The following is a 22,199-nucleotide window of genomic DNA, read 5'->3' as shown; positions in this document are numbered from 1 at the left end:
TGGTTCAGCCGCGGCCGGGGTTACCGGTCAGCTTCTCATACTTGACCCACAGTTGATCTTCGCTCTCCTGGTGTGCAGGATCTTTCGGAATGCAGTCGACCGGACAAACTTCGACACACTGTGGCGTATCGTAATGTCCGACGCATTCCGTACACTTGCTCGGGTCAATTTCGTAAATCTCCGCACCCTGGAAGATCGCTTCGTTCGGGCACTCGGGCTCGCACACATCGCAGTTGATGCATTCGTCGGTAATAATCAGAGCCATGCTTGCTGTTCCTTCAGATTGTTGAAATTTCTCGTACACGCTTGGCCAGCCGGAGACCGATTGCCGGCTGGACAAATTTGCTGACATCGCCGCCGAGAACGGCAATTTCGCGGACCATCGTCGCCGAGATGAACAGGTACTGCTCACCGGGAGTCAGGAATACCGTTTCGACTTCGGGAAAGAGGTTCCTGTTCATCCCCGCCATCTGGAATTCATAGTCAAAGTCCGAGACCGCGCGCAGCCCGCGGATGATCACCTTCGCCCCCTTGGCATGCAGGAAGTCCATCAGCAGGCCATCGAAACCACAGACTTCGGCATTCGGGTAGCACGCGAGAATTTCCTGTGCCATTTCGACCCGTTCGGCCAGCGAAAAAAATGGCCTTTTCGGCTGGTTCTGGGCGATCGCCACGATCACCCGATCGAAGAGACAGGCCGCACGCCGAACGAGATCCTCGTGACCCCGGGTCATCGGATCGAAGGTACCTGCATAGATTGCCACCCGTTTATTCAGTGCCATCCGCTTCGCCTCGCCGCATCAAGTGATAGAACACCTGGCCAGCCCGACCGTGACGCAGCGTGCGCCAATCCCCAAGGCCTTCCAGGAGGGTTTCTGCCTCAGCATAGATGATGCCGTCCGCAGCCAGAACGCCCGGCACAATCGGTGCCAGCCGGTCCATCCAGCCGTCGTGAAACGGCGGATCCAGAAACAATACGTCGAAACGCGAGTTGACGGAAGCAAGAAATCGTAGCGCATCCGAGCGGACAATCTTCAGCCGCTGGCCTGCTGCCAGGATTTTCACGTTGTTCGCGATTGCCGCCACCGCCTTTGGCGAATGATCGACCATCACCACACGGGTGGCGCCGCGCGAGGCGGCTTCGAACCCGAGAGCACCGCTGCCGGCAAACAGATCGAGACAGGAAAGATCGGTCAAATCCTGCCCGAGCCAGTTGAACAGCGTCTCGCGAACACGTTCCGGTGTCGGCCGTAAAGCCGGCGAATCGGGAAAACGAAGGATCCTTCGCCGCCACTCACCACCAATGATACGCAGCGAATTCAGGATGTCATTCCCCGGCTCCGGCCACCACCACGGTCACCAGATGCTCTGGTCGCAGATGCCGGGCAAACGCCGCCTTGATGTCGGCGACCGTGACCTTTTCGATATTTTCCGGGTAGCGATCGAGATAATCGAGCGGCAGACCATAAAAGCCGATCATCGCCACATTCTCCAGGAGCTTGCGGTTACTGTCGAGGCGCAGCGGAAAGCTGCCGATCAGATTCTGCTTCGCGGCCTGCAACTCCGTTTCGGTCGGCCCCTGCTCGAGGAAGCTGGCAAGCACTTCACGAGCCACCTTCAGCGCGTCGTCGGCCTGCGTCTTTTTGGTCTGCAGGCCCATCTGGAACGGCCCCAACTGTTGCAGCGGCAGGAAGTAGCTGTGCACGCTGTAGGCAAGACCACGCTTGTCGCGAACCTCCTTCATCAGGCGTGAAACAAAGCCACCTCCGCCGAGAGAATAGTTGCCGACGGCCAAAGGAAAGAAATCCGGGTCGCCGCGCTTGAGTGCCGGCAATCCGACCAGCAGATGCGCCTGCACCGCCGGGTGGTCAATCCGCCGTTCGCCGGCTGCCGGTAATTCCGGGACCGCGATCTCTGCAGGGAGCGGTCCCGACGGCAGAGCGACAGTCAGCGCTTCGGCCACCGACTCGGCTTCGTCGCGCGACAGGTCACCGACGATGGTCACGCGGGCGCGCTGCGCGGTGTAATTTGCGGCATGAAAAGCGACGACATCCGCACGCACCAGCGCAGCCACCGATTCCGGTGTCGCATGCCGTCCATAGGGGTGCGCGCCATAAATTGCCGCCCAGAAAGCCCTGCTGGCAATGGCTTCGGGGCGCGTCAGCGCTTCCTTGAGGGTGGCGATCGAACGGGCCTGCTCGCGATCGAAGACCGCTGCGGGAAATTGCGGCGTGCTCAGAATCGCACGCAGCATGTCGAGTGCCGGGCCGCGCTTGTCAGCCATCGACAGCGTCCGCAGCGCAACCGACGCACGGTCCATGTCCACCCCACCCGACAACCTGGCGCCAAGGTCGGCCATCCGGCTGGCAATCTGCATCTCGTCCATCCCTGCAACCCCCAGATCGACCAGGGCGCGAGTCAACGAAGCCACTCCCTCCTTGCCCTCGGCTTCATGCGCCGTACCGGCGGCAAAGTCGACCTGGACGTCGAGAATCGGCAAGCTGTGGTTCTCGACAAACAGAACACCGGCTCCCGAGGTCGTCTGCCAGCGCTCGATCCTGGGACCGGCGTGCGCCATTGGCATGGCAAGAACCAGGCACAGGCAGATCAGCAGCTTGCAAGGGTTCATGAACGGGCTCTCAATGACGGGGGGTGAATGGCGAGCGGGCACGCGGCGTCGGGGGCAAGGGCTGCGGGTCGAGTTCGGCGACCGTCAGTTGCTCGTCGCGGAAGTACTTCCTGGAGACCATCTGGATTTGCTCGGCAGTGACTGCCTGCCGCTTTTCGAGCATGCGCCGGTTCAAGCGGTAGGGAATGCCTACTGACTCGAGTTGTCCGATCTCCATCGCCTGCGCAAACATCGAATCCAGCTTGTAGATCTGCCCGGCAATCAGCTGCGCCTTGGCGCGCGTGAGTTCGTCGGCGGCCACCCCCTGTTGCTGCACCTGCGCAATTTCGGCGCGCAGACCGGCCTCGAGATCGGCACGAGATTTTCCTTCGCTGGGCGATCCGTGCAAGTAGAAAATGCCCGGCCCGCGCGTCGTCGAGTCATAGCTGGCCGCCGCATCCACCGCCAGACGCTGCTCGCGAACGAGGTGCCTGGAGAAGCGCGCAGCTTCGTGACCAGACAGAACTGCCGACAGCATCTCGAGCGCATAGGGGTCGACGTCCTGGTCGACATCGCGGATGACCGGCACCTTGTAAGCCATGATCAGCACCGGCAGGTCTGCCGGTGCTTTCACCGTCAGGCGGCGACTGCCGACCTGCGCCGGCTCTTCCTGTGGCTTCCGGAGCGGCAGGGGGCGTGCCGGCAAGGCGCCATAATGCTGCTCGGCAAGCTGGAAAACGAGCGCATGGTCGACGTCTCCAACGACCACCACATAAGCATTGTTCGGGGCATACCAGTGCTCGTACCAGGTGCGTGCGTCATTGACGGTCATGTTCTCGAGATCGTTCATCCAGCCGATGATCGGAACGCGATATGGATGCGCCTGAAAAGCGACCGCACTCAGTTGCTCGAAAAGCAGCGCCTGCGGCTGATCATCGGTGCGCAGCCGCCGCTCCTCCATGACCACCCGGATCTCTTGTGCGAACTCCTTGGGGTCCAGGGTCAGATGGCGCATTCGATCGGCTTCGAGCTGCATCATCTCGGACAGCTTCTCTTTCGGCACCTGCTGAAAATACGCGGTGTAGTCACGACTGGTAAACGCGTTGTCACGCCCGCCAGCCGCAGCGACGCGGCGGTTGAACTCGCCAGGCCCGGCGCTCGGAGTGCCCTTGAACATCATATGTTCGAGTACATGCGCGACACCGGTGCTGCCGTTCGTCTCGTCCATGCTGCCGGCCCGGTACCAGACCATATGTGCAACCGTGGGAGCACGCCGATCCTCCTTGACGATAATCCGCAGGCCGTTCGCCAGCTGCTGCTCATAAGAATTGGCCAGCACCGATGCGGGTGCGGCCAGCACCAGCAGGCATCGAATCAATCGCGCGTGACGCATGGGCATGAGTCGCTTCTGATAGAATTTGGGAAGGTGTCGGGTAATTTCACCGGCATCTTACCACCGCCAACAAACCCGAGCGCCTTTGAGACACGAAAGCACCATGTTTGGTTTCCTCAAGAAGTCCACTGGTCAGCCGCCCGCGCCGACCAGTCCCGCCGTCAACGAAAGCGCAGCGCCTGTGGTCCCGTGGCGGCAGCGACTCAAGGCCGGTCTCGCGCGCACGCGCGCGCAGTTCAGCGGCAAGCTGAAATCGCTGTTCTCGCGCGGCAAGGTCGACGACGAACTGCTCGAAGATCTGGAAAGCCTGCTGCTGGGCAGCGACGTCGGACTCGATGCGACCCAGCATCTGCTCTATCAGCTGAAGATGCGCGCCAAACGCGACAGGCTCGACACCCCGGAAGCGATTCAGCGCGCGCTGTCCGAGATTTTCCATGATCTCCTGCGGCCACTCGAAGAGCCCCTCGATCTCACCACGCATCGCCCGTTCATCATCATGATTGCCGGCGTCAACGGCGCCGGCAAGACCACCTCGATCGGCAAGCTGGCCAAGCACTTTCAGGCACAGGGCCGGTCGGTCCTGCTGGCAGCCGGCGACACCTTCCGCGCCGCCGCGCGCGAGCAGTTGCAGGCCTGGGGCGAACGCAACAATGTCACGGTGATCTCCCAGCAGTCCGGCGACCCGGCAGCGGTGATCTTTGACGCCATCGCCGCGGCCAGGGCACGCGGCATCGACATCGTCCTGGCGGATACGGCCGGCCGCCTGCCGACGCAGTTGCACCTGATGGAGGAAATCGCCAAGGTCCGGCGCGTCATCCAGAAGGCCGACCCGTCCGGGCCACACGAGACGCTGCTGGTCCTCGACGCGACCTTTGGCCAGAACACGCTGCAACAGGTAATGGCTTTCGACAAGGCGATCCAGGTCACCGGTCTGGTCCTGACCAAGCTCGACGGTTCGGCGAAAGGCGGCGTCGTCGCCGCAATCGCCCGCCAGTGCCCGAAACCGATTCGCTTTATCGGTGTCGGCGAAGGCATTGACGATCTCCGGCCTTTCACTGCCCGCGATTTCGTAGACGCGCTATTCGAGTGATTACCGCCAGCAACGTCACCAAACGCTACCCGGAAGGTCGCGAAGCCCTGCGCAACGTGAGTTTCGAGATCACCGCCGGAGAAATGGTTTTCCTTACCGGACACTCCGGCGCCGGTAAGTCGACACTGTTCAAACTGCTGGCGGCCATCGAGCGCCCGACTTCGGGCAGCATCGTGATCAACGGCCAGAATCTCGCTGCGCTGCGCAAGAACGCCGTTCCCTATCTGCGCCGCAAGCTCGGACTGATCTTTCAGGATCGTAAACTCCTGTTCGATCGCAACGTCATCGACAATGTGCTGCTGCCCCTGGCGATCGTCGGCCACCCGGCCAGAGAAGCGCTGCGCCGGGCCCAGGCGGCGCTGGCCAAGGTGGGTCTGCCGAATCGCGAGAAAACCTTTCCGATCGCGCTCTCCGGCGGTGAGCAACAACGTCTGGCAATTGCCCGCGCCGTCGTCAATCGACCAGCAATCATCCTCGCTGACGAGCCGACCGCCAACCTCGACGCAGCTTCGGCAGGCGAAATTCTCGAAATCTTTCGCGCCTTCCAGCAGGTCGGGGTGACCGTGGTCATTGCCACCCATGACCCGCTGCTGCTGCCCCATCTGCGACCGCGAGTTCTCTGCCTCGCCCAAGGCGAGATGAGCGAAGAGCACGAACTGGCCACCGGCGGTGTTGCGCCATGAGATCCTGGCTTGCCCAGCATCTGGCGGCGCTGCGCGATGCCTTGCGGCGATTGGCCGCAGCACCGCTCAGTTCGCTGCTGTCGCTGCTGGTGATCGGCGTCGCGCTGACCCTGCCGACCGCCGGCTGGCTGACCCTCGACAACCTCCGCAAGCTGACCGGCGACACCCCCGGCGTGCAACAGATCAGCATCTTCCTGGTCATCGACACCGGCAAGCGCGAGATCAGCGAAATCGAGTCGCGCCTGCGTGCAAGCCCTGCCGGAAGCTGGCGTTTCGTCCCGCGCGAGGAGGCTTTGCAGCGCCTGCAGGCCGCTGAAGGAATGGCCGAGATCATTGCCAGCCTGCCGCGAAACCCGCTGCCCGACGCCTTTGTCGTGACCCCCACAGACGCTCGGCCGGAGGCCCTTGAAGGCCTGGCAAAGACCTTTGCCACCTGGCCGAAGGTCGCGCATGTCCAGCTCGACTCGGCCTGGGTGAAACGCCTCGACGCTCTGCTCCGCCTCGGCAAGCTGGTCGTCATGATACTCGGCGCGCTCTTTGCCGGCGCGCTGGTGACCATCACCTTCAACACCATTCGCCTGCAAATCCTCGCCCAGGCCGCCGAGATCGAGGTGGCCAAACTGATCGGCGCAACCGATACCTACATTCAGCGCCCGCTGCACTATTTCGGCATGCTGCAGGGCGCCCTCGGCGGACTCTGCGCCGCCCTGCTGGTGAGCGCCGGTCTGCACCTGCTGACGCCGCCGGTGGCCGAACTGGCGCGGCTCTATGGTGCCAGCTTCGCCCTGCGCGGCCTGTCGGCGAGCGACGTCATCGTCCTGGCCGCGATCGGCGCTGCCCTCGGCTGGCTGGGAGCGAAGATCTCGGTGCGGATTCATCTGCGCCGCATCGGCTGAGACCGCCTCAGGCAGCGCCCTGAGCAAATTGCGATACCTCCCACAGAACAGGATTCCGGCAAGCCCCCGACTCACCCGAACAAGACACAGCCCCAGATCACCGGTACGTTGAGCAAGGCCAGCAGGACGGCAGCGCTGCCGATGTCCTTGGCGCGCTTGGCCAACGGGTGCCGATCCAGAGAAATCCGGTCGACCGCCGCCTCGATCGCCGAGTTGAACAATTCAACGATCAGTACCAGCAGCACACTGCCGATCATCAGCGCCAACCCCGGACCATTCGGCGACAGGAAGAAAGCCAGCGGAATCAGCAGCGCAGCGAGCAGCACCTCCTGCCGAAAGGCATCTTCCGCGACATAAGCCGCGCGCAGGCCGGCGCGCGAATAGTGGAACGCGTTCCATATCCGCCGCAAACCGGTCTGCCCCTTGAAAGGGCTTTCTTCCATATGGTGCTCCTTGCGACGAATCAAGCGATCAGGATCTATCCGCCCAGGATCCCTGCGAGAGCCTCGACCAGTAGCACGCATTGATCGTCGGTGCCGATCGTGATCCGCAGGTGCTGGTCGATACGTGCTTGCCTGAAATGACGGACGATGATGCCGCGTTGACGCAGGGCTGCGGCGAGCCGGCCGGCGTCATGCTGCGGGTGGTGGGCGAAGATGAAATTGGCCGCCGAAGGCAGGACTTCGAAACCCAGTCCCAGCAGTGCGCTGCGCAGGATCTCGCGACTGCGGATGACAGCCTGCCGGGTTGTTTCGAAGTGCTCCTGGTCGTCGATCGCGGCGACGGCACCGGCAATCGCCAGCCGATCGAGTGGGTAGGAATTGAAACTGTTCTTGACTCTTTCGAGCGCCTCGATCAGTTCATGATGGCCGACCGCATAGCCGACACGCAGCCCAGCCAGCGAACGCGACTTCGAAAGGGTGTGCACGACCAGCAGGTTCGGGTGATGATTGACCAGCGCAAGCGCCGACTCGCCGCCGAAGTCGATGTACGCCTCATCGACGACGACGACCGATCGGTGATGCGCCAGGAGCAGACGCTCGATTGCCGGGAGTGGCAACAGACGACCCGTCGGCGCATTCGGGTTCGGGAAAATGATGCCGCCGTTTGCTGCCGCGTAATCTTCGCTGCGGATTTCGAAGTTCTCGTCGAGCGGCACGGCCACATGAGCGATTCCATACAGGCCACAGTAGACCGGGTAGAAACTGTAAGTGATATCCGGGAAGAAAATCGGCAACTCGTGTTTGAGCAACGCCATGAAGACATGCGCCAGCACTTCGTCGGAACCGTTGCCGACGAAGACCTGTTGCGGTGAAATGCCGAACTCGTCGTAGCGGGCAGCGACCGCCGCCTTGAGGCGCTCGGCGCCGGGATCCGGGTAGAGACGCAGCGATTCGCCGCCATTCGCCATTTCTTCGGCAATCGCAGCAGCAACACGCGGCGACGGCGGATAGGGGTTTTCATTGGTGTTCAATTTGACGAGGTTTGGCAGCCTGGGTTGCTCGCCCGGAACATAGGGCGTCAGGCGGTATACGAGAGAACTCCAGTAGCGGCTCATGAAAGGCTGCTCGGTTCGGATGCATGCGAAGCGTGAAATGGTATCATGCGTGCAGTGCGATCCGTGCTGATGATCGCCAGGGGTTCGCAGCAGTACGCCGAACTTTTTTCCAGACCCGAAATGCCTCCCGGCAATGGTATCCCGATGCGGCAAGCAGAAGTTTCCAGGAATACGCTCGAAACCCGGATCACCGTTCGACTGAACCTCGACGGCAGCGGCCGCGGCAGCTTCGCGACCGGCGTGCCCTTCCTCGATCACATGCTTGAACAGATCTCCCGACACGGGCTGATCGACCTCGATGTTGCGGCCACCGGTGACCTGCATATCGACGCACACCACACCGTCGAGGATATCGGCATCACGCTCGGGCAGGCGCTGGCCAGTGCCCTCGGCGACAAGAAGGGCTTGCGTCGTTACGGGCACGCCTATGTACCGCTCGACGAAGCGCTGTCGCGAGTCGTGGTCGATCTCTCGGGCCGGCCGGGTCTCGAATTTCATGTCGATTTCCGGCGGGCAATGATCGGTACTTTTGATGTCGATCTGGTACACGAATTTTTTCAGGGACTGGTCAATCACGCCTTGCTGACGCTGCATATCGACAATCTGCGCGGCGACAATGCGCACCACCAGGCGGAAACGCTGTTCAAGGCTTTTGGCCGTGCGCTGCGCATGGCCGTCGAGGAAGATCCGCGCGCCGGCGGCAGCATTCCATCGACCAAGGGCACACTGTAATATGTTGACGGACAATGCGCCCAAGGGTGATGGCAAGGGAGCGATCGTTGTGGTCGATTACGGCATGGGTAACCTGCGCTCGGTCTGGCAGGCGCTGGTGCATGTCGCCGATGGACGTGAAGTCCTCGTCTCGGCAGATCCGGCGGTGGTCAGCGCAGCCGAACGCGTGGTCTTCCCCGGCCAGGGGGCGATGCCCGACTGCATGCGCGAGATCGAGGCACGCGGTTTGCGTGCGGCGGTGCTCGAAGCCGCTGGCAACAAACCCTTTCTCGGCATCTGCATTGGCCAGCAGATGCTCTTCGAGCACAGCGAGGAAGGCGATGTGCCGGGACTCGGCGTCTTCGCCGGCAAGGTCCGCCGCTTTCCCGCCGAGCGCATGCTCGACGCTGCCGGCAACCGCCTCAAGGTACCGCACATGGGCTGGAATCAGGTGCGGCAAGTCAGAGGGCACCCCCTGTGGAAGGGTATTGCCAATGACCAACGCTTCTATTTCGTCCACAGCTATTTCGTCGCCCCGACCGACGACGCCTGCATCGTCGGGAGCACCGATTATGGCCTCCCCTTTACCAGCGCGGTGGCACGGGATAATATCTTCGCCATTCAGTGCCACCCGGAAAAAAGTGCCCTGGCCGGCCTCGCCATGCTGGCCAACTTTGTCGTCTGGAAGCCCTGATCGACCGACGCTGTTTTACACTTACTTGTCTCAACCCACCTTCTTCTCCTTTCAAGATGCTGATCATTCCCGCTATCGACCTGAAACAGGGACAGTGCGTCCGTCTCAAGCAGGGCCTGATGAACCAGGTCACGGTTTTCTCCGATTCCCCCGGCGAGCAGGCTCGCCACTGGCTGGCGCAGGGCGCGCGCCGCCTGCACGTGGTCGACCTAGACGGCGCTTTTGCCGGCAAGCCGAAGAACGAGAAGGCGATCAAGGAAATCGTGCAGGCCGTTGGTGATGATATTCCCGTACAACTTGGTGGGGGCATCCGCGACCTCGACACCATCGAGCGTTGCCTCGACGACGGGGTCAGTTACGTGATCATCGGGACTGCAGCGGTGAAGAATCCCGGCTTTCTGCACGACGCCTGCGGCGCTTTTCCCGGCCACATCATTGTCGGCCTCGATGCCAGGGACGGCAAGGTTGCGGTTGACGGCTGGTCGAAAATGACCGGCCACGATGTCATCGATCTGGCGAAGAAGTACGAGGACTACGGAGTCGAGGCCATCATCTATACCGACATCGGCCGTGACGGCATGCTTTCGGGAATCAACATCGCGGCCACGGTGAAACTCGCTCAGGCCCTGTTGATTCCGGTGATCGCCAGTGGCGGTCTGTCGAGCCTCGAAGACATTCGGCAGCTTTGCGCGGTTGAAGAGGAAGGCATCAGCGCTGCCATCGCCGGCCGCGCGATCTACGATGGATCGCTCGATTTTGCTGTGGCACAGGCCGCAGCAGACCGTGCCGCAACGCCATGATCGTCTTCGCCTCCTCCTGGCAAACTCGGGGCGGTAGCTGACCTTGGGCCTCGCCAAACGCATCATTCCCTGCCTTGACGTGACTGCCGGCCGTGTCGTCAAAGGCACCAACTTCGTTGACTTGCGTGATGCCGGTGATCCTGTCGAAATCGCCCGCCGTTATGACGAGCAGGGCGCCGACGAAGTCACTTTCCTCGATATCACCGCCTCCTCGGACCAGCGCGACATCATTCTGCACATCGTCGAGGCCTGTGCAGCGCAGGTGTTCATTCCATTGACGGTGGGCGGCGGCGTACGTTCGGTCGCCGATGTGCGGCGTCTGCTGAATGCCGGCGCCGACAAGGTCAGCATGAACACCGCTGCCGTCGAGAATCCGGATCTCGTTGCCGAGGCATCGGCCAAGGTCGGGAATCAATGCATCGTCGTGGCCATCGACGCGAAGCAGTCGGCTCCGGGTGTCTGGCAGGTATTCACGCACGGCGGGCGCAGGAACACCGGCATCGACGCCGTCGCCTGGGCACGCCGCGTCCAGCAACTGGGCGCCGGCGAAATCCTGCTCACCAGCATGGATCGTGACGGCACCAGGAACGGTTTCGATCTGCCGCTGACGCGAGCGGTCTCCGATGCAGTCGATCTCCCGGTGATTGCCAGTGGTGGCGTCGGCAATCTCGAACATCTCGCAGCCGGCATTGCGGAAGGCCGTGCCGACGCCGTGCTGGCCGCGAGCATCTTTCACTTTGGTGAATATACGGTTCGCCAGGCCAAGGCATACCTGCGCGAGCGTGGCATCGAGGTCCGCCTGTGAGTGATCTCGACCCCGGCCTGCCGTGGCTCGACGCACTGAAATGGGACGAGCAGGGTATGCTTCCGGCTATTGCACAAGACGCCAGCAGCGGTCGGGTACTGATGTTTGCCTTCATGAACCGGCAATCATTAGAGGAGACGATAAACAGCGGGACCGCGGTATACTGGTCGCGTTCGCGGCAGCGGCTGTGGCGCAAGGGCGAAGAGTCCGGCCATATACAGCGTGTGCAGTCGCTGCGCACCGACTGCGACGGTGATGTGCTGCTGCTGTCGATCGACCAGGCCGGCGGTATCGCCTGCCATACGGGCCGCGCAAGCTGCTTTTTTTATCAACTGCAGGGGGACTTCTGGGTTGCCACCGACCCGGTGCTCAAGGACCCTGAGGACATTTACGGCAAATGAACATGGACATGCTGCACCGGATCTCGGAAACACTGCTTGAACGCCGCAAGGCCGACCCGGAAACTTCCTACACGGCACAGCTGATGTCCAAGGGGCCGGACGCGATCCTGAAGAAGATCGGCGAAGAAACTGCCGAGCTGATCATGGCCGGCAAAGAGGGCAACCGCCTGCATGTGGTCTGGGAATCCGCCGACGTGCTCTATCATACGATGGTGCTGCTCGCCTTCTATGGACTGTCGATCGAGGACGTATTGCAGGAGATGCGCCGGCGTGAGGGAATCTCGGGAATCGACGAGAAGAAATCACGGAAGGGCTGAAAACATGGAAAACTGCTTGTTCTGCAAGATCGCAGAGGGCCAGATTCCCTCCCGCAAGGTCCATGAAGACGACGAGATTCTGGCCTTTCACGACATCCACCCGGCTCGTCCGGTGCATCTGCTGGTCATCCCCAGGCGTCATATCACCTCGCTGGCGACGACCACCGAGGCCGATGTGCCGGTGCTTGGCAGGATGCTCGCCATCGCCAGTCGCCTGGCAAGCGAACAGGGTAGTCCGGATGGCTTCCGGGTGATCATCAATACCGGACGGATCGGCCATCAGGAAGTGCAGCACCTGCATGCGCACATCGTCGGTGGGCCGGAACCGGTCGGGCCAATGCTCAAACGTATCTGACGGGTGCTGCGGGCCGGGAGAAGGGTGCCGATCCCGCTGTACATGGCGCCCGATTTCATCTTAAATGGAGGCCTGACATGGGCTCTTTCAGCATCTGGCATTGGTTGATCGTTCTGATCATCGTCCTGTTGATTTTCGGGACCAAGAAACTGCGTAACCTCGGAGCCGATCTCGGTGGCGCGGTAAAGGGCTTCAAGGACGGGATCAAGGACGCGACCCCAGAGGACAAGGCCGCCGAAAACCCGCCTGTAAGCCCGCCTTCTCCTCAGCCGCCACAACAGCAGGTCGGTACGGGCCAGACCATCGAGGGCGAGATCAGGGAAAAAACCAGGAGCTAGGCGAAGGGCAAGTGGCATGACTGGCAGCGGGCGCCCTGGACCGCCGGGAGTCTTCCCGGCCGCACCCGCCTGCCGGGCGCGTCTCCCATCCTTCCCTGAGCCAACGGCCACCCATGTTTGATATCAGCTTTTCCGAGATGATCATCATCGCCATCGTCGCACTGGTGGTGATCGGTCCTGAACGACTGCCCAAGGTGGCGCGTACGGCCGGACACCTGCTTGGCCGTCTGCAGCGTTACGTCAATGACGTGAAATCCGACATCAACCGCGAAATGCAGCTCGAAGAACTGAAGAAACTGCAGAGCGAGCTCCAGGAATCGGCCCGCAACGTCGAACAGAGCCTGAGCAGCGAAATGCAGGCTGCAAGACAGGCGGTAAACCAGACGGAGCAAGCACTCCGTGATGACCTGAAGTCCGCGGCGGCGCTCGAACAGCCGACAGCGCCAGCAACGCCATCTACTGCGACCAGCAATGCCCTGCCACCGGCGAGCACTGACCCCGGGCAGCCGACGCGAGCGCTCTGATCCAGAGATGAATCCACCCGAAGATTCCTTTCTTTCGCACCTGATCGAGTTGCGCGACCGCCTGATCCGGGCGCTGGTCGCCATCGGTATCGTCTTCATCTGCCTTTTTCCCTGGGCCAAGGAACTCTATGCGCTGTTGGCGCAGCCCTTGCTGGCAACGTTACCGCAAGGCGGCCAGATGATTGCGACCGACGTGATCGGCGTTTTCCTGGTGCCGATGAAAGTGGCGCTGATGCTTGCCTTCCTGATCGCCCTGCCCTACGTGCTCTATCAGGTCTGGGCTTTTGTCGCGCCCGGTCTGTATGCCCATGAGAAGCGGCTGGCGCTGCCGCTGGTGACAGCCAGTGTGCTGCTGTTCTTTGTCGGCATGGCTTTCGCCTATTTCCTGGTCTTTCCCACCGTCTTCGGGTTCATGTCCAAGGTGGCCCCCGAGGGCGTCGCCTGGATGACCGACATCGAGAAGTACCTCTCTTTCGTGCTCACCACCTTCGTCGCTTTCGGGGTGACCTTCGAGGTCCCGGTGGTGGTGGTGGTCATGGTCTACGCCGGGATCGTCGATGTCGCCAAGCTCAGGGAATGGCGCCCTTATGTCATCGTCGGCGCTTTCGTGGTGGCCGCAGTGTTCACACCGCCCGACGTGATTTCACAGTTGATGATGGCGATTCCGTTGTGCCTGCTTTTCGAACTGGGGCTGTTCCTCGCGCGTTTCGTCGGCCAGCGCTCGGCACACGCCACGCCGATTGATCCGCCTGCTCCGGAAGCCCCGCTCAGCCCTGCGGCCGACTGGACACCCATGTCTGCCCAGGAGATGGATGCTGCGATCAAGGATCTCGGCGCGCAGCAGAACACGGACCGAAAGCCTGAGGCCTGAACCCGCTGCCGGTCCACATTGCTCAGGCAGGCGCTTTTGCCGGCCCGGCGACGGTGAGTTGATGCCTGACCGGTACCCCCTCGGCAAACAGCCACAGACTGCCGTTCGGCATCGTCGTCCAGCGCTCGTTGTCGGTCAGCGGGACAGTGGCAATGACCGCGACGCGATCATCGGGGGTCGTGACATCGCTGAAATCGATACTCAGATCCTGATCGCGCAGGTGCGCAACGGTAAACGGTGCCTGGCGGATGATATAGCTGAGCTGGGTGGAACAGTGGGCAAACAGACAGTCGCCATTCGACAGCAGATAGTTGCACGCGCCGCGCGCGCCGAGATCAAGGGTGAGTTGATGGAGCGCGTCGAACAGCCGGGTCTGACTCGGTGGCCGGCGGCCAAAGCGCTGACGCAGGTTCTGCAACAGCCAGCAAAAAGCGCGTTCGCTGTCGGTCTGGCCGACCGGGGTGAAACTGCCATCGAGTGGCGGCGTAAAGTCCGACAGATTGCCGTTATGGGCGAAAATCCAGTAACGTCCCCACAGTTCGCGCATGAAAGGATGCGTGTTCTCGAGGGCAACCCCCCCCTGGGTCGCCTTGCGGATGTGGGCGATGACGTTTTTGGAATGAATCGGATAGCTGCGCACCAGTTCGGCGACCGGCGAAACGCAGGACGGTTGCGGGTCGAGAAAGACGCGCGTGCCACGACCCTCGAAGAAAGCGATTCCCCAGCCGTCGCCATGGACGTCGGTGGCACCGCCGCGCGCCTGAAATCCGGCAAAGGAAAAGCAGATGTCGGTCGGGACATTGCAGTTCATGGCCAGTAATTGGCACATTATCGGCCCCGACTACTCGCGCTCGCGGCGCGGTGGTGCCCGCTTGCCGATCTTGACGGTAGTATCGAGTACGTTGTTCTGACGGCGCAATCGGAAGGAGATCATTTCGCCAGGCTTCTGGCTGGCGATCAGGTCGAGCATGCCCTGCGGATCCTTGACCGCCCGCCCGTCCACGGCGAGCAGGATGTCTCCCGGTTTGATCCCGCCCGCATCGGCCGGGCTGCCGCGCAGGACGCCGGCAATCAGGGCGCCGTTGGTATCCGGCAGGCCAAAGGACTCTGCCAGGTCGACGCTGATTTCCTGAGCCTCGACGCCAATCCAGCCGCGGGTCACGGTACCGGTCTGGATGATCTGCTCCATGACGTTCCTGGCGATCGAGATCGGAATCGCAAAACCGATCCCCAGCGAGCCGCCCGAGCGCGAGTAGATGGCCGTATTGATGCCGATCAGGTTGCCCTGGCTGTCCACCAGCGCGCCCCCCGAATTGCCGGGATTGATCGCCGCGTCGGTCTGGATGAAGTTCTCGAAAGTGTTGATTCCGAGATGCGAGCGACCCAGCGCGGAGATGATCCCCATGGTCACCGTCTGGCCGACGCCAAAGGGGTTGCCAATGGCCAGCGCAACGTCACCCACCACGACGTTGTCCATTTTGCCCAGGGTGATCGCTGGCAGGATCAGTTCCTTGCCGTTGTGTTCGGTGATCTGCAAGACCGCGAGGTCGGACTCGGGATCACTGCCGACCAAGCGGGCGTCGAGGTTGCGGCCGTCGCTGAGGGCGATTTCGATCTGGTCTGCCGCTTCGACCACATGAAGGTTCGTGAGAATATAGCCGTTCGGGCTGACAATGACCCCTGAACCCAGCCCGGAAGTCCTGGGCGCGTCACCTGCGGGGTTGTCCCCAAAAAAGTGCCGGAAGACCGGGTCGTCAAACAAGGGATTACGCCGCGTCTTGATTTTCTGCGAGGTAAAGATATGCACCACCGACGGCAGCGCCTTCTTCGCCGCTTCGCGGAACGAGGTCGGGGTGGCGGCTGGGGCAGCCACAACGGCCGACTCCTGCAGCGCCACGACACTGGCCGGGGACGGTTTGTTGTCCAGCCACTCCGGCCTGAGCGTACTCACCACGAACAAAACGGCAAGACTGATCGTCACCGTTTGTGCAAAAATCAACCAGAGCCTGCGCATGTGCGAAATCGGAGCCAGTGAATGAAACGCCAAGAATTGACACGCTACCTGGAACAGTTGCTGGAACCAGGGCGTTTCCGGGATTATTGCCCAAACGGCCTGCAAGTGGAAGGACGCCCCGAAGTCAGGCGCCTGATCGCCGGTGTCACGGCCAACCAGGCACTGCTCGACGCAGCCGTCGAGCTTGACGCTGATGCCCTCCTGGTCCATCACGGCTGGTTCTGGCGCGGCGAAGATGGTCGTGTCACCGGCCTGCGCAAAACGCGCCTGCAAACGCTGCTGAAGCACGATATCAACCTGATCGCCTATCATCTGCCACTCGATGGCCATCCGGCATTCGGCAACAATGCACAACTGGCCAGCCGACTCGGCTGGACTCCGGACGCTCGTTTTGGCGAGCAGGACGTCGGCTGGCTGGGTACCCTGGAAAACCCGACCAGCGTTGCGGCAATCGTCGATCGTGTCAGCCGCGAGTTGCAGCGCCCGCCGCTGCTGATCGGTGACGGCGAACGCCTGGTCAGCCGCGTCGGATGGTGTTCCGGCGCGGCGCAGGGCTTGTTCGAACAGGCCATCGCGCTCGGCGTCGATCTCTACCTGAGCGGTGAGATCGCCGAGCAGACCGTGCATCTGGCGCGCGAGTCCGGCGTCGCCTACCTTGCCGCCGGTCACCACGCCAGCGAACGCTTTGGCGTGCAAGCACTCGCCGCCCATCTGGCCGAACGTTTCGGCCTTGACTGTCCATTCGTCGACATCGACAACCCGGTCTGAATCCCCACAAGGAGCTGCCATGAACTACGTCTTTCCACCCCCACCACCGGTCAGCGTTCCCGTTGCCGGCGGCAACACCCTTTTCCCGGTCCGCCGCGTCTACTGCGTCGGCCGCAATTACGCCGATCATGCGGCGGAGATGGGTGCCGATGGCCGCGAACCGCCTTTCTTCTTCAGCAAGCCCAGCGATGCGCTGGTGCCGGGCGGCGGGGATGTCGCCTATCCGCCAGCCACCGGCAATCTTCAGCACGAGGTCGAACTGGTCGTTGCGCTGGCCGCTGGTGGCGCCAATATCGATCCGGCACAGGCGCTCGACTGCGTCTATGGCTACGCAGTCGGTCTTGATCTGACCCGGCGTGATCTGCAGCTACGCGCCAGGGACAAGGGCCACCCTTGGGACATGGGCAAAGGGTTCGACCAGAGCGCGCCAATCGCTGCGATCCATCCCCTGGCGACCGTCGGACATCCGGCCCACGGTTCGATCTGGCTCAAGGTCAATGGCCAACTGCGGCAGAATGGTGACCTCGAACAGATGTCGTGGAAAGTCGCAGAAGTCATCGCCAACCTGTCGACCTACGTGACTCTCGCCGCGGGAGACCTGATTTTCACCGGCACCCCGGCGGGCGTTTCGACGGTGCTGCGTGGCGATGTGCTCGAAGCCGGCGTCGCCGGCGTCGGCGAGATCTGCGTGCGACTCGTCTGAGATCTAACGGTCATGACTTTTCCAGGCACCCCCGATCATGAAAGTCATGACCGTTTCCCTCTCCCCCGACCCCTTGTATGCTTCGTTTTGTGGTTTTTCGTTCGTTCAAGAGAGGAGATGAAGTCATGGCTGGAAGGGTGTCAAGAGGACCGTGGAATAAATGCGAGAGAGGTATTTTTCTCTTGCGTTTATGCCGCGAAAGCCTCTTGACATCCTGTAAGCCAAGTACACTTGAGGCAGGGGCTGGGGAGGGGTTGATCATCCCCGGCCGCTGCCTCACGGCGAGTGCGGGGTTTGGGGCAGAGCCCCAAGGTTTAGGTCGTAGAGTGCCACGGAGGTGTGGTGGAAACGAGTTCGGAAGGCGACGCACAGCCCGACGCCCCTCTGGGACATCAAGCCCGTGGGAGAGCACTTGGCGTGCATTGTCAGCCGTTTGTCTGAATACCGAACAGTTGCTGGTTGGCACGTGCCGGAAAGCCGTGACCACGTATTTGCAAGGATGGCTATAGATGAACGCTTCTGAATCAACGTTTGTGGGTATTGACGTTTCCAAAGACACGCTGGAGATCGCTTTAGACGACCAATCAAAAACCCAATGCATTGCCAATGCTGACGCTGATATAGCGGCGTTGGTCAAAGAGCTCGTTCCACGTTCTGAGGAGATTGGGGCGATCGTATTGGAGGCCACGGGAGGCTTCGAGCGCCAGGTGGCGGCGGCACTCTGTGCGGCCGGGCTGCCGGTGATGGTGGTCAATCCGAGGCAGGCGCGAGACTTTGCCAAATCCATGGGATACCTTTCCAAGACGGACGCCATTGATGCGCGAGTCCTGTCGCACTTTGCGCGGACACTGCACCAATCGGCGCAGCGGGAACGGCTGTTGATGAAACTGCCCGATGCCAACCAGGAGGCGTTGGAAGCCTTGCTTGTACGCCACAACCAGCTCATTGGCATGCGCGTGGCGGAAGGAAACCGATTGGCCCTGAGCCATGGTTCGCAACACAAGAGCATCAAGGCAGTCCTCAAAATACTGGATCGACAGATCGTGGCGGTTGATAAAAGCATGGCTGGCATGCTGAAAGAGCATTTTGCCGAGAAGCTCGCTTTGTTCAAAGGCTTCAAAGGGGTCGGACCGTGTACGCAAGCGAGTCTGATGGGGGCATTGCCTGAGTTGGGCCAACTCACCCATGCGCAGATTGGCAAGTTGGTCGGAGTCGCTCCATTAAACGCGGACAGTGGTCGCCACAAGGGTAAGCGCATCACCTGGGGTGGTCGAGCGACGGTCCGTACCGCTTTATACATGGCGGCCTTAAGTGCCATACGTTACAACCCCGTCATCAAGACCTTTTATGAACGTTTGCTTGCTAACGGAAAACTCAAAAAAGTCGCGCTGGTCGCTTGCATGCACAAGATGCTGACGATCATGAACGCCATAGTCAAATCGGGTATTCCGTGGAATCCAGAGCATGCAAAATGCGCCTAAAAAAGCTTGACTGGGAACACAGTTGCTCCCCCGCAAGTGGGGAGGGGAGATTCGTGAGTCGCTGACGCGACTTTTACATCAACACCGTTTCTCTGCCTTGTCGGGCGATTCCGGCTTGCACAACGGCATCGCCAATCCGACGATCCCCTCAAGGAGCCTGTCATGAATGCCACCTCCTCGCCTTCCCGCCGCCTCGCTTGCGCTGGCAACTGCCGACTGGCGGCGACGCTGACCTTCGCCTGCGCGATGGCAGCGGCACTCGCCGAAGGAATCGAACCACCCACCCGCGGGCAAACGGTCTATGTGCCGATCTACTCCGAGATTCGGCACGGCAATGTGACTTCTTCGGGCCGGGCCGACAACACCCTGTTGTCGGTCCTGGTCAGCGTCCGCAATACCGACCCCAACCACCCGATCCGGGTCGTCGCGGCACCTTACTACAATACCGAGGGCGCCCTGATTCGCAACTCGGTGCCGACACCCAGGGTGATTCCCCCATTTGGCACCTTCGAACTGTTCATCGAACTGCGCGAGAACGCCGGCGGTTCCGGAGCCAATTATGCGATCAAGTGGGAAGCGGCCACGCCCGTCTCGCCACCGACCATCGAGGCCCTGCATTCCAAGTTTCAGGCAGGCTATTCGGTCGCCTTCATCTCGCGCGGCCGCGCCATCTCGGAACCTTGAGCATGCCGGAACCGGGCAGGCACCGTGACGACGGCCAGTGATGCCTGATCGCCAGCGGCTGATCACGCTGCACACGACGCCCGAGGACCACCGCATCGCACAGCTCGCGGCCGCAGCGATCGGCCTGTCGCTGATCGACGCGGCCATCCCGATGCCCTTGCCAGGCGTCAAGCCGGGCCTCGCCAATATCGTCACGCTGATCGTTCTGGCGCGCTACGGCTGGGTTGCGGCCGCCTGGGTGAGCGGCCTGCGTGTCTTCGCCGGCAGCCTGCTGCTGGGCTACTTTCTGTCACCCGGATTTTTCATGAGCCTCAGCGGCGCGCTGTGCAGCCTGCTGACGCTGGCGCTGGCCGTGCGCCTGCCGCACCGCTGCTTCGGGCCGGTCAGCTGGAGCATCCTGGCCGCCTTTGCGCATATCAGTGGGCAACTGCTGCTGGCACGGCTGTGGCTGGTTCCTCATGATGGCCTGTTTGTGCTGCTTCCTTTCTTTACGCTGGCGGCACTCGTCTTCGGGATCATCAACGGCCTGATTGCAGTCCGCCTGCTCGAAGAATTGCCGGCCAAACAACCGGAGGTCGACCATGCCTGAAACCGTCTGCCTGGCCTTCACCGGCGCCTCCGGCATGCCTTACGGCGTGCGCTTGCTCGAATGCCTGCTCGCCGCCGGCTGCCGGGTCCAGCTTCTTTACTCGCAGGTTGCGCAGATCGTCGCCCGGCAGGAGATGAGGCTCGACTTGCCGGCGCGCGCCAGCGAGGCACGCGCCAGCCTGGAGGAACGCTACCGCGACTTACCTGGCCGACTCGAAGTCTATGGCCGTGAAGAATGGTTTGCGCCGCTCGCCAGCGGCTCCAATCCGCCCGACGCCATGGTCATCTGCCCGTGTTCGATGGGAACTCTCGCGGCGATCGCCCAGGGGCTGGCCAGCAAGCTGATCGAACGGGCCGCCGACGTGGTCATCAAGGAAGGCCGCAAGCTGATCCTGGTGCCGCGTGAGACACCGCTGTCGGTGATTCATCTCGAAAACATGTTGCGTCTGGCAAGGGCGGGAGCCGTGATCCTGCCTCCCAACCCGGGCTTTTATCAGCATCCGCAGCGAGTCGAGGACCTCATCGATTTCGTGGTGGCGCGTATTCTTGACCAACTGCACGTGCGCCATGCGCTGCTGCAGCGCTGGGGAGACACGCCGGCTGCCCCATGACCAGATCCGCCTGCTAAATGATGGCTGGCGAACGCTCTTCGGCCGCGCTGGTACTCACCTTCTGCATCGCCGAGGCATTGCTGATGGCCGGCTTCGCGCTGGTGCCGTCGCTGTTGCCACAACTTTCGCAACGCTGGTTCTTGTCGGCGACCGCAGGCGGCTGGCTGGGCGGCATCTTTTTCCTCGGCTACATCCTCGCCGTACCCGTACTGGTCAGCCTGACCGATCGCATCGACGCGCGGCGCATCTACCTGGCCGGCGCGACCGTGAGCGCGCTCGCGCTGGCCGGCTTCGCGAGCTTCGCCGACGGTCTGGCGAGCGGCCTGGGCTGGTGGTGGCTTGCCGGCCTGGGCCTGGCCGGGACCTACATGCCGGGCCTCAAGGCGCTGACGGATCGGCTGCCGGTCGCTGTACAAGCGCGGGGCACCGCATTCTACACCGCCACTTTCGGCGTCGGCGCCGGGCTGTCGTATCTCTGGATCGGACTGCTGCAGGGACGGCTGCCATGGCCCTGGCTGTTCGCCATCGCTGCGGTTTGTGCGGCACTGTCGATGCTGCTGGTCTGGCGCGGCATCGCGCCGGGCAAACCCCTGATGGCGACGCAGATCGGGCGCAGCCACTGGCGAAGCGTCGTGGGCGATCGACGCATCCTGGCATTCTGTGGCGGCTATTTCGGTCACAATTGGGAGCTCTTCGGCTTCCGGGCCTGGCTGGTCGCCTACCTGACCTGGACGCATGCCCGCACACCCGATTCCTGGACGGCGATGCCGGGATTGATTGCCGCACTCGCGACCTTCCTCGCGGTACCCGCGAGCATCCTCGGCAATGAAGGCGCGCAGCGCTGGGGACGCGCTCGCTGGCTGCAAACCGTGATGCCTTTGTCTGGCGTTCTGGCGATTGTCGTCGGCTTCTCGGGCGGCCAGTCGAGCCGCCTGCTGCTGCCCTTGCTGCTGGTCTACGCGGCGAGCATGAATCTCGATTCGGCCGCGCTGACGGCCGGCCTGCTCACCGAAACCTCTCCCGAAAAACGTGGCACGGCACTCGCGCTGTATTCGTCGATCGGCTTTGCCGGCGCCTGCATCGGACCGATCGCCTTTGGTGTCGCCCTCGATGCCTTCGGCCGCAGCCTGCAGGCCGGCTGGACGGCAGCATTCGTGACGCTGGCCTGTGGCGTCGGCTTTGGACGCTGGGCAATCGGCAGGATCGGCGCCGCGCCTCCACCTGCCCACCTTTCCTGAGCGGACAGGAGACCCGCGTCCGCCCGCAAGCCGATCACTCCCAGGGCGCATCCTTGCCTTCAACGGCA

At 62.1% G+C, this 22,199-nt stretch carries 29 protein-coding genes; 20 read left to right on the top strand and 9 right to left on the bottom strand.

What is annotated here, in order from left to right:
* Positions 1 to 4 precede the first annotated feature (4 nt).
* The 5 genes from V5B59_RS22055 to V5B59_RS22035 are packed head-to-tail and all read right to left on the bottom strand — an operon-like array spanning position 5 to position 4,007.
* The gene (locus tag V5B59_RS22055) at positions 5 to 265 is read right to left on the bottom strand and encodes a YfhL family 4Fe-4S dicluster ferredoxin (RefSeq protein ID WP_034915351.1); all 261 of its coding nucleotides are present in this window, start codon (positions 263 to 265) and stop codon (positions 5 to 7) included.
* Between the two features lie 13 nt (positions 266 to 278).
* On the bottom strand, positions 279 to 782 hold the full coding sequence (gene coaD, locus V5B59_RS22050; protein WP_408612956.1) for a pantetheine-phosphate adenylyltransferase: 504 nt from the start codon (positions 780 to 782) through the stop codon (positions 279 to 281).
* Positions 769 to 1,308 carry a 16S rRNA (guanine(966)-N(2))-methyltransferase RsmD gene (gene rsmD / locus V5B59_RS22045; RefSeq protein ID WP_332352481.1) on the bottom strand — a complete coding sequence of 180 codons (540 nt, stop codon included), beginning with the start codon at positions 1,306 to 1,308 and terminating at the stop codon, positions 769 to 771. The genes coaD and rsmD overlap by 14 nt, the downstream gene beginning before the upstream one ends.
* 19 nt (positions 1,309 to 1,327) lie before the next feature.
* Positions 1,328 to 2,629, bottom strand: a complete 1,302-nt coding sequence (locus V5B59_RS22040) for a M16 family metallopeptidase (protein ID WP_034915347.1) — start codon at positions 2,627 to 2,629, stop codon at positions 1,328 to 1,330.
* A 10-nt stretch (positions 2,630 to 2,639) separates the two neighbouring features.
* Positions 2,640 to 4,007, bottom strand: coding sequence for a M16 family metallopeptidase (locus V5B59_RS22035; RefSeq protein ID WP_169071015.1), 1,368 nt, complete (start codon positions 4,005 to 4,007; stop codon positions 2,640 to 2,642).
* Between the two features lie 97 nt (positions 4,008 to 4,104).
* On the opposite strand from V5B59_RS22035, the gene ftsY reads away from it, so the two are divergent.
* From ftsY to ftsX, 3 genes are read left to right on the top strand one after another with little or no spacing between them, the layout of a single operon-like run.
* Positions 4,105 to 5,091, top strand: coding sequence for a signal recognition particle-docking protein FtsY (gene ftsY / locus V5B59_RS22030; protein ID WP_034915344.1), 987 nt, complete (start codon positions 4,105 to 4,107; stop codon positions 5,089 to 5,091).
* Positions 5,088 to 5,774 carry a cell division ATP-binding protein FtsE gene (ftsE, locus tag V5B59_RS22025; protein ID WP_169071016.1) on the top strand — a complete coding sequence of 229 codons (687 nt, stop codon included), beginning with the start codon at positions 5,088 to 5,090 and terminating at the stop codon, positions 5,772 to 5,774. The genes ftsY and ftsE overlap by 4 nt, the downstream gene beginning before the upstream one ends.
* Positions 5,771 to 6,670: a permease-like cell division protein FtsX gene (gene ftsX, locus V5B59_RS22020; protein ID WP_034915339.1), complete on the top strand. Its 900-nt coding sequence runs from the start codon at positions 5,771 to 5,773 to the stop codon at positions 6,668 to 6,670. Before ftsE ends, ftsX begins: the two co-directional genes overlap by 4 nt.
* Positions 6,671 to 6,741: 71 nt before the next feature.
* Here the strand turns inward: ftsX and V5B59_RS22015 are convergent, their stop codons facing one another.
* Together V5B59_RS22015 and hisC are read right to left on the bottom strand one after the other, a co-directional pair.
* Positions 6,742 to 7,113: a diacylglycerol kinase gene (locus V5B59_RS22015; protein WP_169071017.1), complete on the bottom strand. Its 372-nt coding sequence runs from the start codon at positions 7,111 to 7,113 to the stop codon at positions 6,742 to 6,744.
* Between the two features lie 35 nt (positions 7,114 to 7,148).
* Complete coding sequence (gene hisC / locus V5B59_RS22010; RefSeq protein ID WP_169071018.1) at positions 7,149 to 8,228, bottom strand: histidinol-phosphate transaminase; 1,080 nt, start codon at positions 8,226 to 8,228, stop codon at positions 7,149 to 7,151.
* A 144-nt stretch (positions 8,229 to 8,372) separates the two neighbouring features.
* Between hisC and hisB the strand changes: the two genes are divergently transcribed.
* The 10 genes from hisB to tatC all read left to right on the top strand — a co-directional run bounded on the left by hisB (position 8,373) and on the right by tatC (position 14,044).
* Positions 8,373 to 8,960, top strand: coding sequence for an imidazoleglycerol-phosphate dehydratase HisB (gene hisB / locus V5B59_RS22005; RefSeq protein ID WP_034915367.1), 588 nt, complete (start codon positions 8,373 to 8,375; stop codon positions 8,958 to 8,960).
* 1 nt (position 8,961) lies between these two features.
* Positions 8,962 to 9,633: an imidazole glycerol phosphate synthase subunit HisH gene (gene hisH / locus V5B59_RS22000; protein WP_169071019.1), complete on the top strand. Its 672-nt coding sequence runs from the start codon at positions 8,962 to 8,964 to the stop codon at positions 9,631 to 9,633.
* A gap of 56 nt (positions 9,634 to 9,689) precedes the next feature.
* Entirely contained in the window at positions 9,690 to 10,433 is a 744-nt protein-coding gene (gene hisA / locus V5B59_RS21995; RefSeq protein ID WP_034915331.1) for a 1-(5-phosphoribosyl)-5-[(5-phosphoribosylamino)methylideneamino]imidazole-4-carboxamide isomerase, read from the top strand.
* A gap of 43 nt (positions 10,434 to 10,476) precedes the next feature.
* Positions 10,477 to 11,238: an imidazole glycerol phosphate synthase subunit HisF gene (gene hisF / locus V5B59_RS21990; protein WP_034915328.1), complete on the top strand. Its 762-nt coding sequence runs from the start codon at positions 10,477 to 10,479 to the stop codon at positions 11,236 to 11,238.
* A complete protein-coding gene (hisI, locus tag V5B59_RS21985; protein WP_169071020.1) occupies positions 11,235 to 11,639 on the top strand; it encodes a phosphoribosyl-AMP cyclohydrolase in 405 nt (134 codons plus the stop codon). The genes hisF and hisI overlap by 4 nt, the downstream gene beginning before the upstream one ends.
* The gene (locus V5B59_RS21980; RefSeq protein WP_034915322.1) at positions 11,636 to 11,956 is read left to right on the top strand and encodes a phosphoribosyl-ATP diphosphatase; all 321 of its coding nucleotides are present in this window, start codon (positions 11,636 to 11,638) and stop codon (positions 11,954 to 11,956) included. Before hisI ends, V5B59_RS21980 begins: the two co-directional genes overlap by 4 nt.
* Before the next feature lie 4 nt (positions 11,957 to 11,960).
* The gene (locus V5B59_RS21975) at positions 11,961 to 12,311 is read left to right on the top strand and encodes a histidine triad nucleotide-binding protein (RefSeq protein ID WP_034915320.1); all 351 of its coding nucleotides are present in this window, start codon (positions 11,961 to 11,963) and stop codon (positions 12,309 to 12,311) included.
* Positions 12,312 to 12,388: 77 nt separating this feature from the next.
* Positions 12,389 to 12,649 (top strand): Sec-independent protein translocase subunit TatA, encoded by a 261-nt coding sequence (gene tatA / locus V5B59_RS21970; RefSeq protein ID WP_034915318.1) that lies wholly within the window; start codon positions 12,389 to 12,391, stop codon positions 12,647 to 12,649.
* A gap of 113 nt (positions 12,650 to 12,762) precedes the next feature.
* Positions 12,763 to 13,173, top strand: a complete 411-nt coding sequence (gene tatB / locus V5B59_RS21965; RefSeq protein WP_169071021.1) for a Sec-independent protein translocase protein TatB — start codon at positions 12,763 to 12,765, stop codon at positions 13,171 to 13,173.
* Between the two features lie 7 nt (positions 13,174 to 13,180).
* On the top strand, positions 13,181 to 14,044 hold the full coding sequence (gene tatC, locus V5B59_RS21960) for a twin-arginine translocase subunit TatC (protein ID WP_169071022.1): 864 nt from the start codon (positions 13,181 to 13,183) through the stop codon (positions 14,042 to 14,044).
* A gap of 22 nt (positions 14,045 to 14,066) precedes the next feature.
* Here the strand turns inward: tatC and V5B59_RS21955 are convergent, their stop codons facing one another.
* Complete coding sequence (locus tag V5B59_RS21955; protein ID WP_169071023.1) at positions 14,067 to 14,873, bottom strand: class II glutamine amidotransferase; 807 nt, start codon at positions 14,871 to 14,873, stop codon at positions 14,067 to 14,069.
* Between the two features lie 12 nt (positions 14,874 to 14,885).
* Entirely contained in the window at positions 14,886 to 16,058 is a 1,173-nt protein-coding gene (locus V5B59_RS21950; protein WP_169071024.1) for a trypsin-like peptidase domain-containing protein, read from the bottom strand.
* Between the two features lie 21 nt (positions 16,059 to 16,079).
* Between V5B59_RS21950 and V5B59_RS21945 the strand changes: the two genes are divergently transcribed.
* The 7 genes from V5B59_RS21945 to V5B59_RS21915 all read left to right on the top strand — a co-directional run bounded on the left by V5B59_RS21945 (position 16,080) and on the right by V5B59_RS21915 (position 22,131).
* Positions 16,080 to 16,826 (top strand): Nif3-like dinuclear metal center hexameric protein, encoded by a 747-nt coding sequence (locus tag V5B59_RS21945; protein WP_169071025.1) that lies wholly within the window; start codon positions 16,080 to 16,082, stop codon positions 16,824 to 16,826.
* A 19-nt stretch (positions 16,827 to 16,845) separates the two neighbouring features.
* The gene (locus tag V5B59_RS21940; RefSeq protein WP_169071026.1) at positions 16,846 to 17,529 is read left to right on the top strand and encodes a fumarylacetoacetate hydrolase family protein; all 684 of its coding nucleotides are present in this window, start codon (positions 16,846 to 16,848) and stop codon (positions 17,527 to 17,529) included.
* 509 nt (positions 17,530 to 18,038) lie between these two features.
* Complete coding sequence (locus V5B59_RS21935) at positions 18,039 to 19,010, top strand: transposase (RefSeq protein ID WP_332351565.1); 972 nt, start codon at positions 18,039 to 18,041, stop codon at positions 19,008 to 19,010.
* 162 nt (positions 19,011 to 19,172) lie between these two features.
* Positions 19,173 to 19,694 carry a DUF3124 domain-containing protein gene (locus V5B59_RS21930; RefSeq protein ID WP_169071027.1) on the top strand — a complete coding sequence of 174 codons (522 nt, stop codon included), beginning with the start codon at positions 19,173 to 19,175 and terminating at the stop codon, positions 19,692 to 19,694.
* A 40-nt stretch (positions 19,695 to 19,734) separates the two neighbouring features.
* Complete coding sequence (locus tag V5B59_RS21925) at positions 19,735 to 20,283, top strand: Gx transporter family protein (RefSeq protein WP_169071028.1); 549 nt, start codon at positions 19,735 to 19,737, stop codon at positions 20,281 to 20,283.
* Entirely contained in the window at positions 20,276 to 20,893 is a 618-nt protein-coding gene (locus V5B59_RS21920; RefSeq protein ID WP_169071029.1) for a flavin prenyltransferase UbiX, read from the top strand. The genes V5B59_RS21925 and V5B59_RS21920 overlap by 8 nt, the downstream gene beginning before the upstream one ends.
* Positions 20,894 to 20,910: 17 nt before the next feature.
* A complete protein-coding gene (locus V5B59_RS21915) occupies positions 20,911 to 22,131 on the top strand; it encodes an MFS transporter (protein ID WP_248594943.1) in 1,221 nt (406 codons plus the stop codon).
* Positions 22,132 to 22,199: the final 68 nt, after the last annotated feature.

Source organism: Candidatus Accumulibacter contiguus, from assembly GCF_036625285.1.
Classification (GTDB): Bacteria; Pseudomonadota; Gammaproteobacteria; order Burkholderiales; family Rhodocyclaceae; genus Accumulibacter; species Accumulibacter contiguus.
The sequence above is the reverse complement of the archived record's forward strand: the minus strand, read 5'-3'. Positions and strand labels throughout refer to the sequence as shown.

Excerpts from the sequence above, each read along its gene's own strand:
- V5B59_RS21955 (WP_169071023.1), bottom strand. The coding sequence starts at position 14,873 with ATGTGCCAATTACTGGCCATGAACTGCAATGTCCCGACCGACATCTGC.
- V5B59_RS22040 (WP_034915347.1), bottom strand. The coding sequence starts at position 2,629 with ATGAACCCTTGCAAGCTGCTGATCTGCCTGTGCCTGGTTCTTGCCATG.
- V5B59_RS21920 (WP_169071029.1), top strand. The coding sequence starts at position 20,276 with ATGCCTGAAACCGTCTGCCTGGCCTTCACCGGCGCCTCCGGCATGCCT.
- V5B59_RS21940 (WP_169071026.1), top strand. The coding sequence starts at position 16,846 with ATGAACTACGTCTTTCCACCCCCACCACCGGTCAGCGTTCCCGTTGCC.
- ftsX (WP_034915339.1), top strand. The coding sequence starts at position 5,771 with ATGAGATCCTGGCTTGCCCAGCATCTGGCGGCGCTGCGCGATGCCTTG.
- V5B59_RS21930 (WP_169071027.1), top strand. The coding sequence starts at position 19,173 with ATGAATGCCACCTCCTCGCCTTCCCGCCGCCTCGCTTGCGCTGGCAAC.
- tatB (WP_169071021.1), top strand. The coding sequence starts at position 12,763 with ATGTTTGATATCAGCTTTTCCGAGATGATCATCATCGCCATCGTCGCA.
- V5B59_RS21935 (WP_332351565.1), top strand. The coding sequence starts at position 18,039 with ATGAACGCTTCTGAATCAACGTTTGTGGGTATTGACGTTTCCAAAGAC.
- V5B59_RS22035 (WP_169071015.1), bottom strand. The coding sequence starts at position 4,007 with ATGCCCATGCGTCACGCGCGATTGATTCGATGCCTGCTGGTGCTGGCC.
- coaD (WP_408612956.1), bottom strand. The coding sequence starts at position 782 with ATGGCACTGAATAAACGGGTGGCAATCTATGCAGGTACCTTCGATCCG.
- hisC (WP_169071018.1), bottom strand. The coding sequence starts at position 8,228 with ATGAGCCGCTACTGGAGTTCTCTCGTATACCGCCTGACGCCCTATGTT.
- V5B59_RS21980 (WP_034915322.1), top strand. The coding sequence starts at position 11,636 with ATGAACATGGACATGCTGCACCGGATCTCGGAAACACTGCTTGAACGC.
- V5B59_RS21925 (WP_169071028.1), top strand. The coding sequence starts at position 19,735 with ATGCCTGATCGCCAGCGGCTGATCACGCTGCACACGACGCCCGAGGAC.
- hisH (WP_169071019.1), top strand. The coding sequence starts at position 8,962 with ATGTTGACGGACAATGCGCCCAAGGGTGATGGCAAGGGAGCGATCGTT.
- V5B59_RS21950 (WP_169071024.1), bottom strand. The coding sequence starts at position 16,058 with ATGCGCAGGCTCTGGTTGATTTTTGCACAAACGGTGACGATCAGTCTT.
- V5B59_RS21915 (WP_248594943.1), top strand. The coding sequence starts at position 20,911 with ATGATGGCTGGCGAACGCTCTTCGGCCGCGCTGGTACTCACCTTCTGC.
- V5B59_RS22055 (WP_034915351.1), bottom strand. The coding sequence starts at position 265 with ATGGCTCTGATTATTACCGACGAATGCATCAACTGCGATGTGTGCGAG.
- V5B59_RS22015 (WP_169071017.1), bottom strand. The coding sequence starts at position 7,113 with ATGGAAGAAAGCCCTTTCAAGGGGCAGACCGGTTTGCGGCGGATATGG.
- V5B59_RS21945 (WP_169071025.1), top strand. The coding sequence starts at position 16,080 with ATGAAACGCCAAGAATTGACACGCTACCTGGAACAGTTGCTGGAACCA.
- hisA (WP_034915331.1), top strand. The coding sequence starts at position 9,690 with ATGCTGATCATTCCCGCTATCGACCTGAAACAGGGACAGTGCGTCCGT.
- hisB (WP_034915367.1), top strand. The coding sequence starts at position 8,373 with ATGCGGCAAGCAGAAGTTTCCAGGAATACGCTCGAAACCCGGATCACC.
- V5B59_RS21975 (WP_034915320.1), top strand. The coding sequence starts at position 11,961 with ATGGAAAACTGCTTGTTCTGCAAGATCGCAGAGGGCCAGATTCCCTCC.
- tatA (WP_034915318.1), top strand. The coding sequence starts at position 12,389 with ATGGGCTCTTTCAGCATCTGGCATTGGTTGATCGTTCTGATCATCGTC.
- tatC (WP_169071022.1), top strand. The coding sequence starts at position 13,181 with ATGAATCCACCCGAAGATTCCTTTCTTTCGCACCTGATCGAGTTGCGC.
- ftsY (WP_034915344.1), top strand. The coding sequence starts at position 4,105 with ATGTTTGGTTTCCTCAAGAAGTCCACTGGTCAGCCGCCCGCGCCGACC.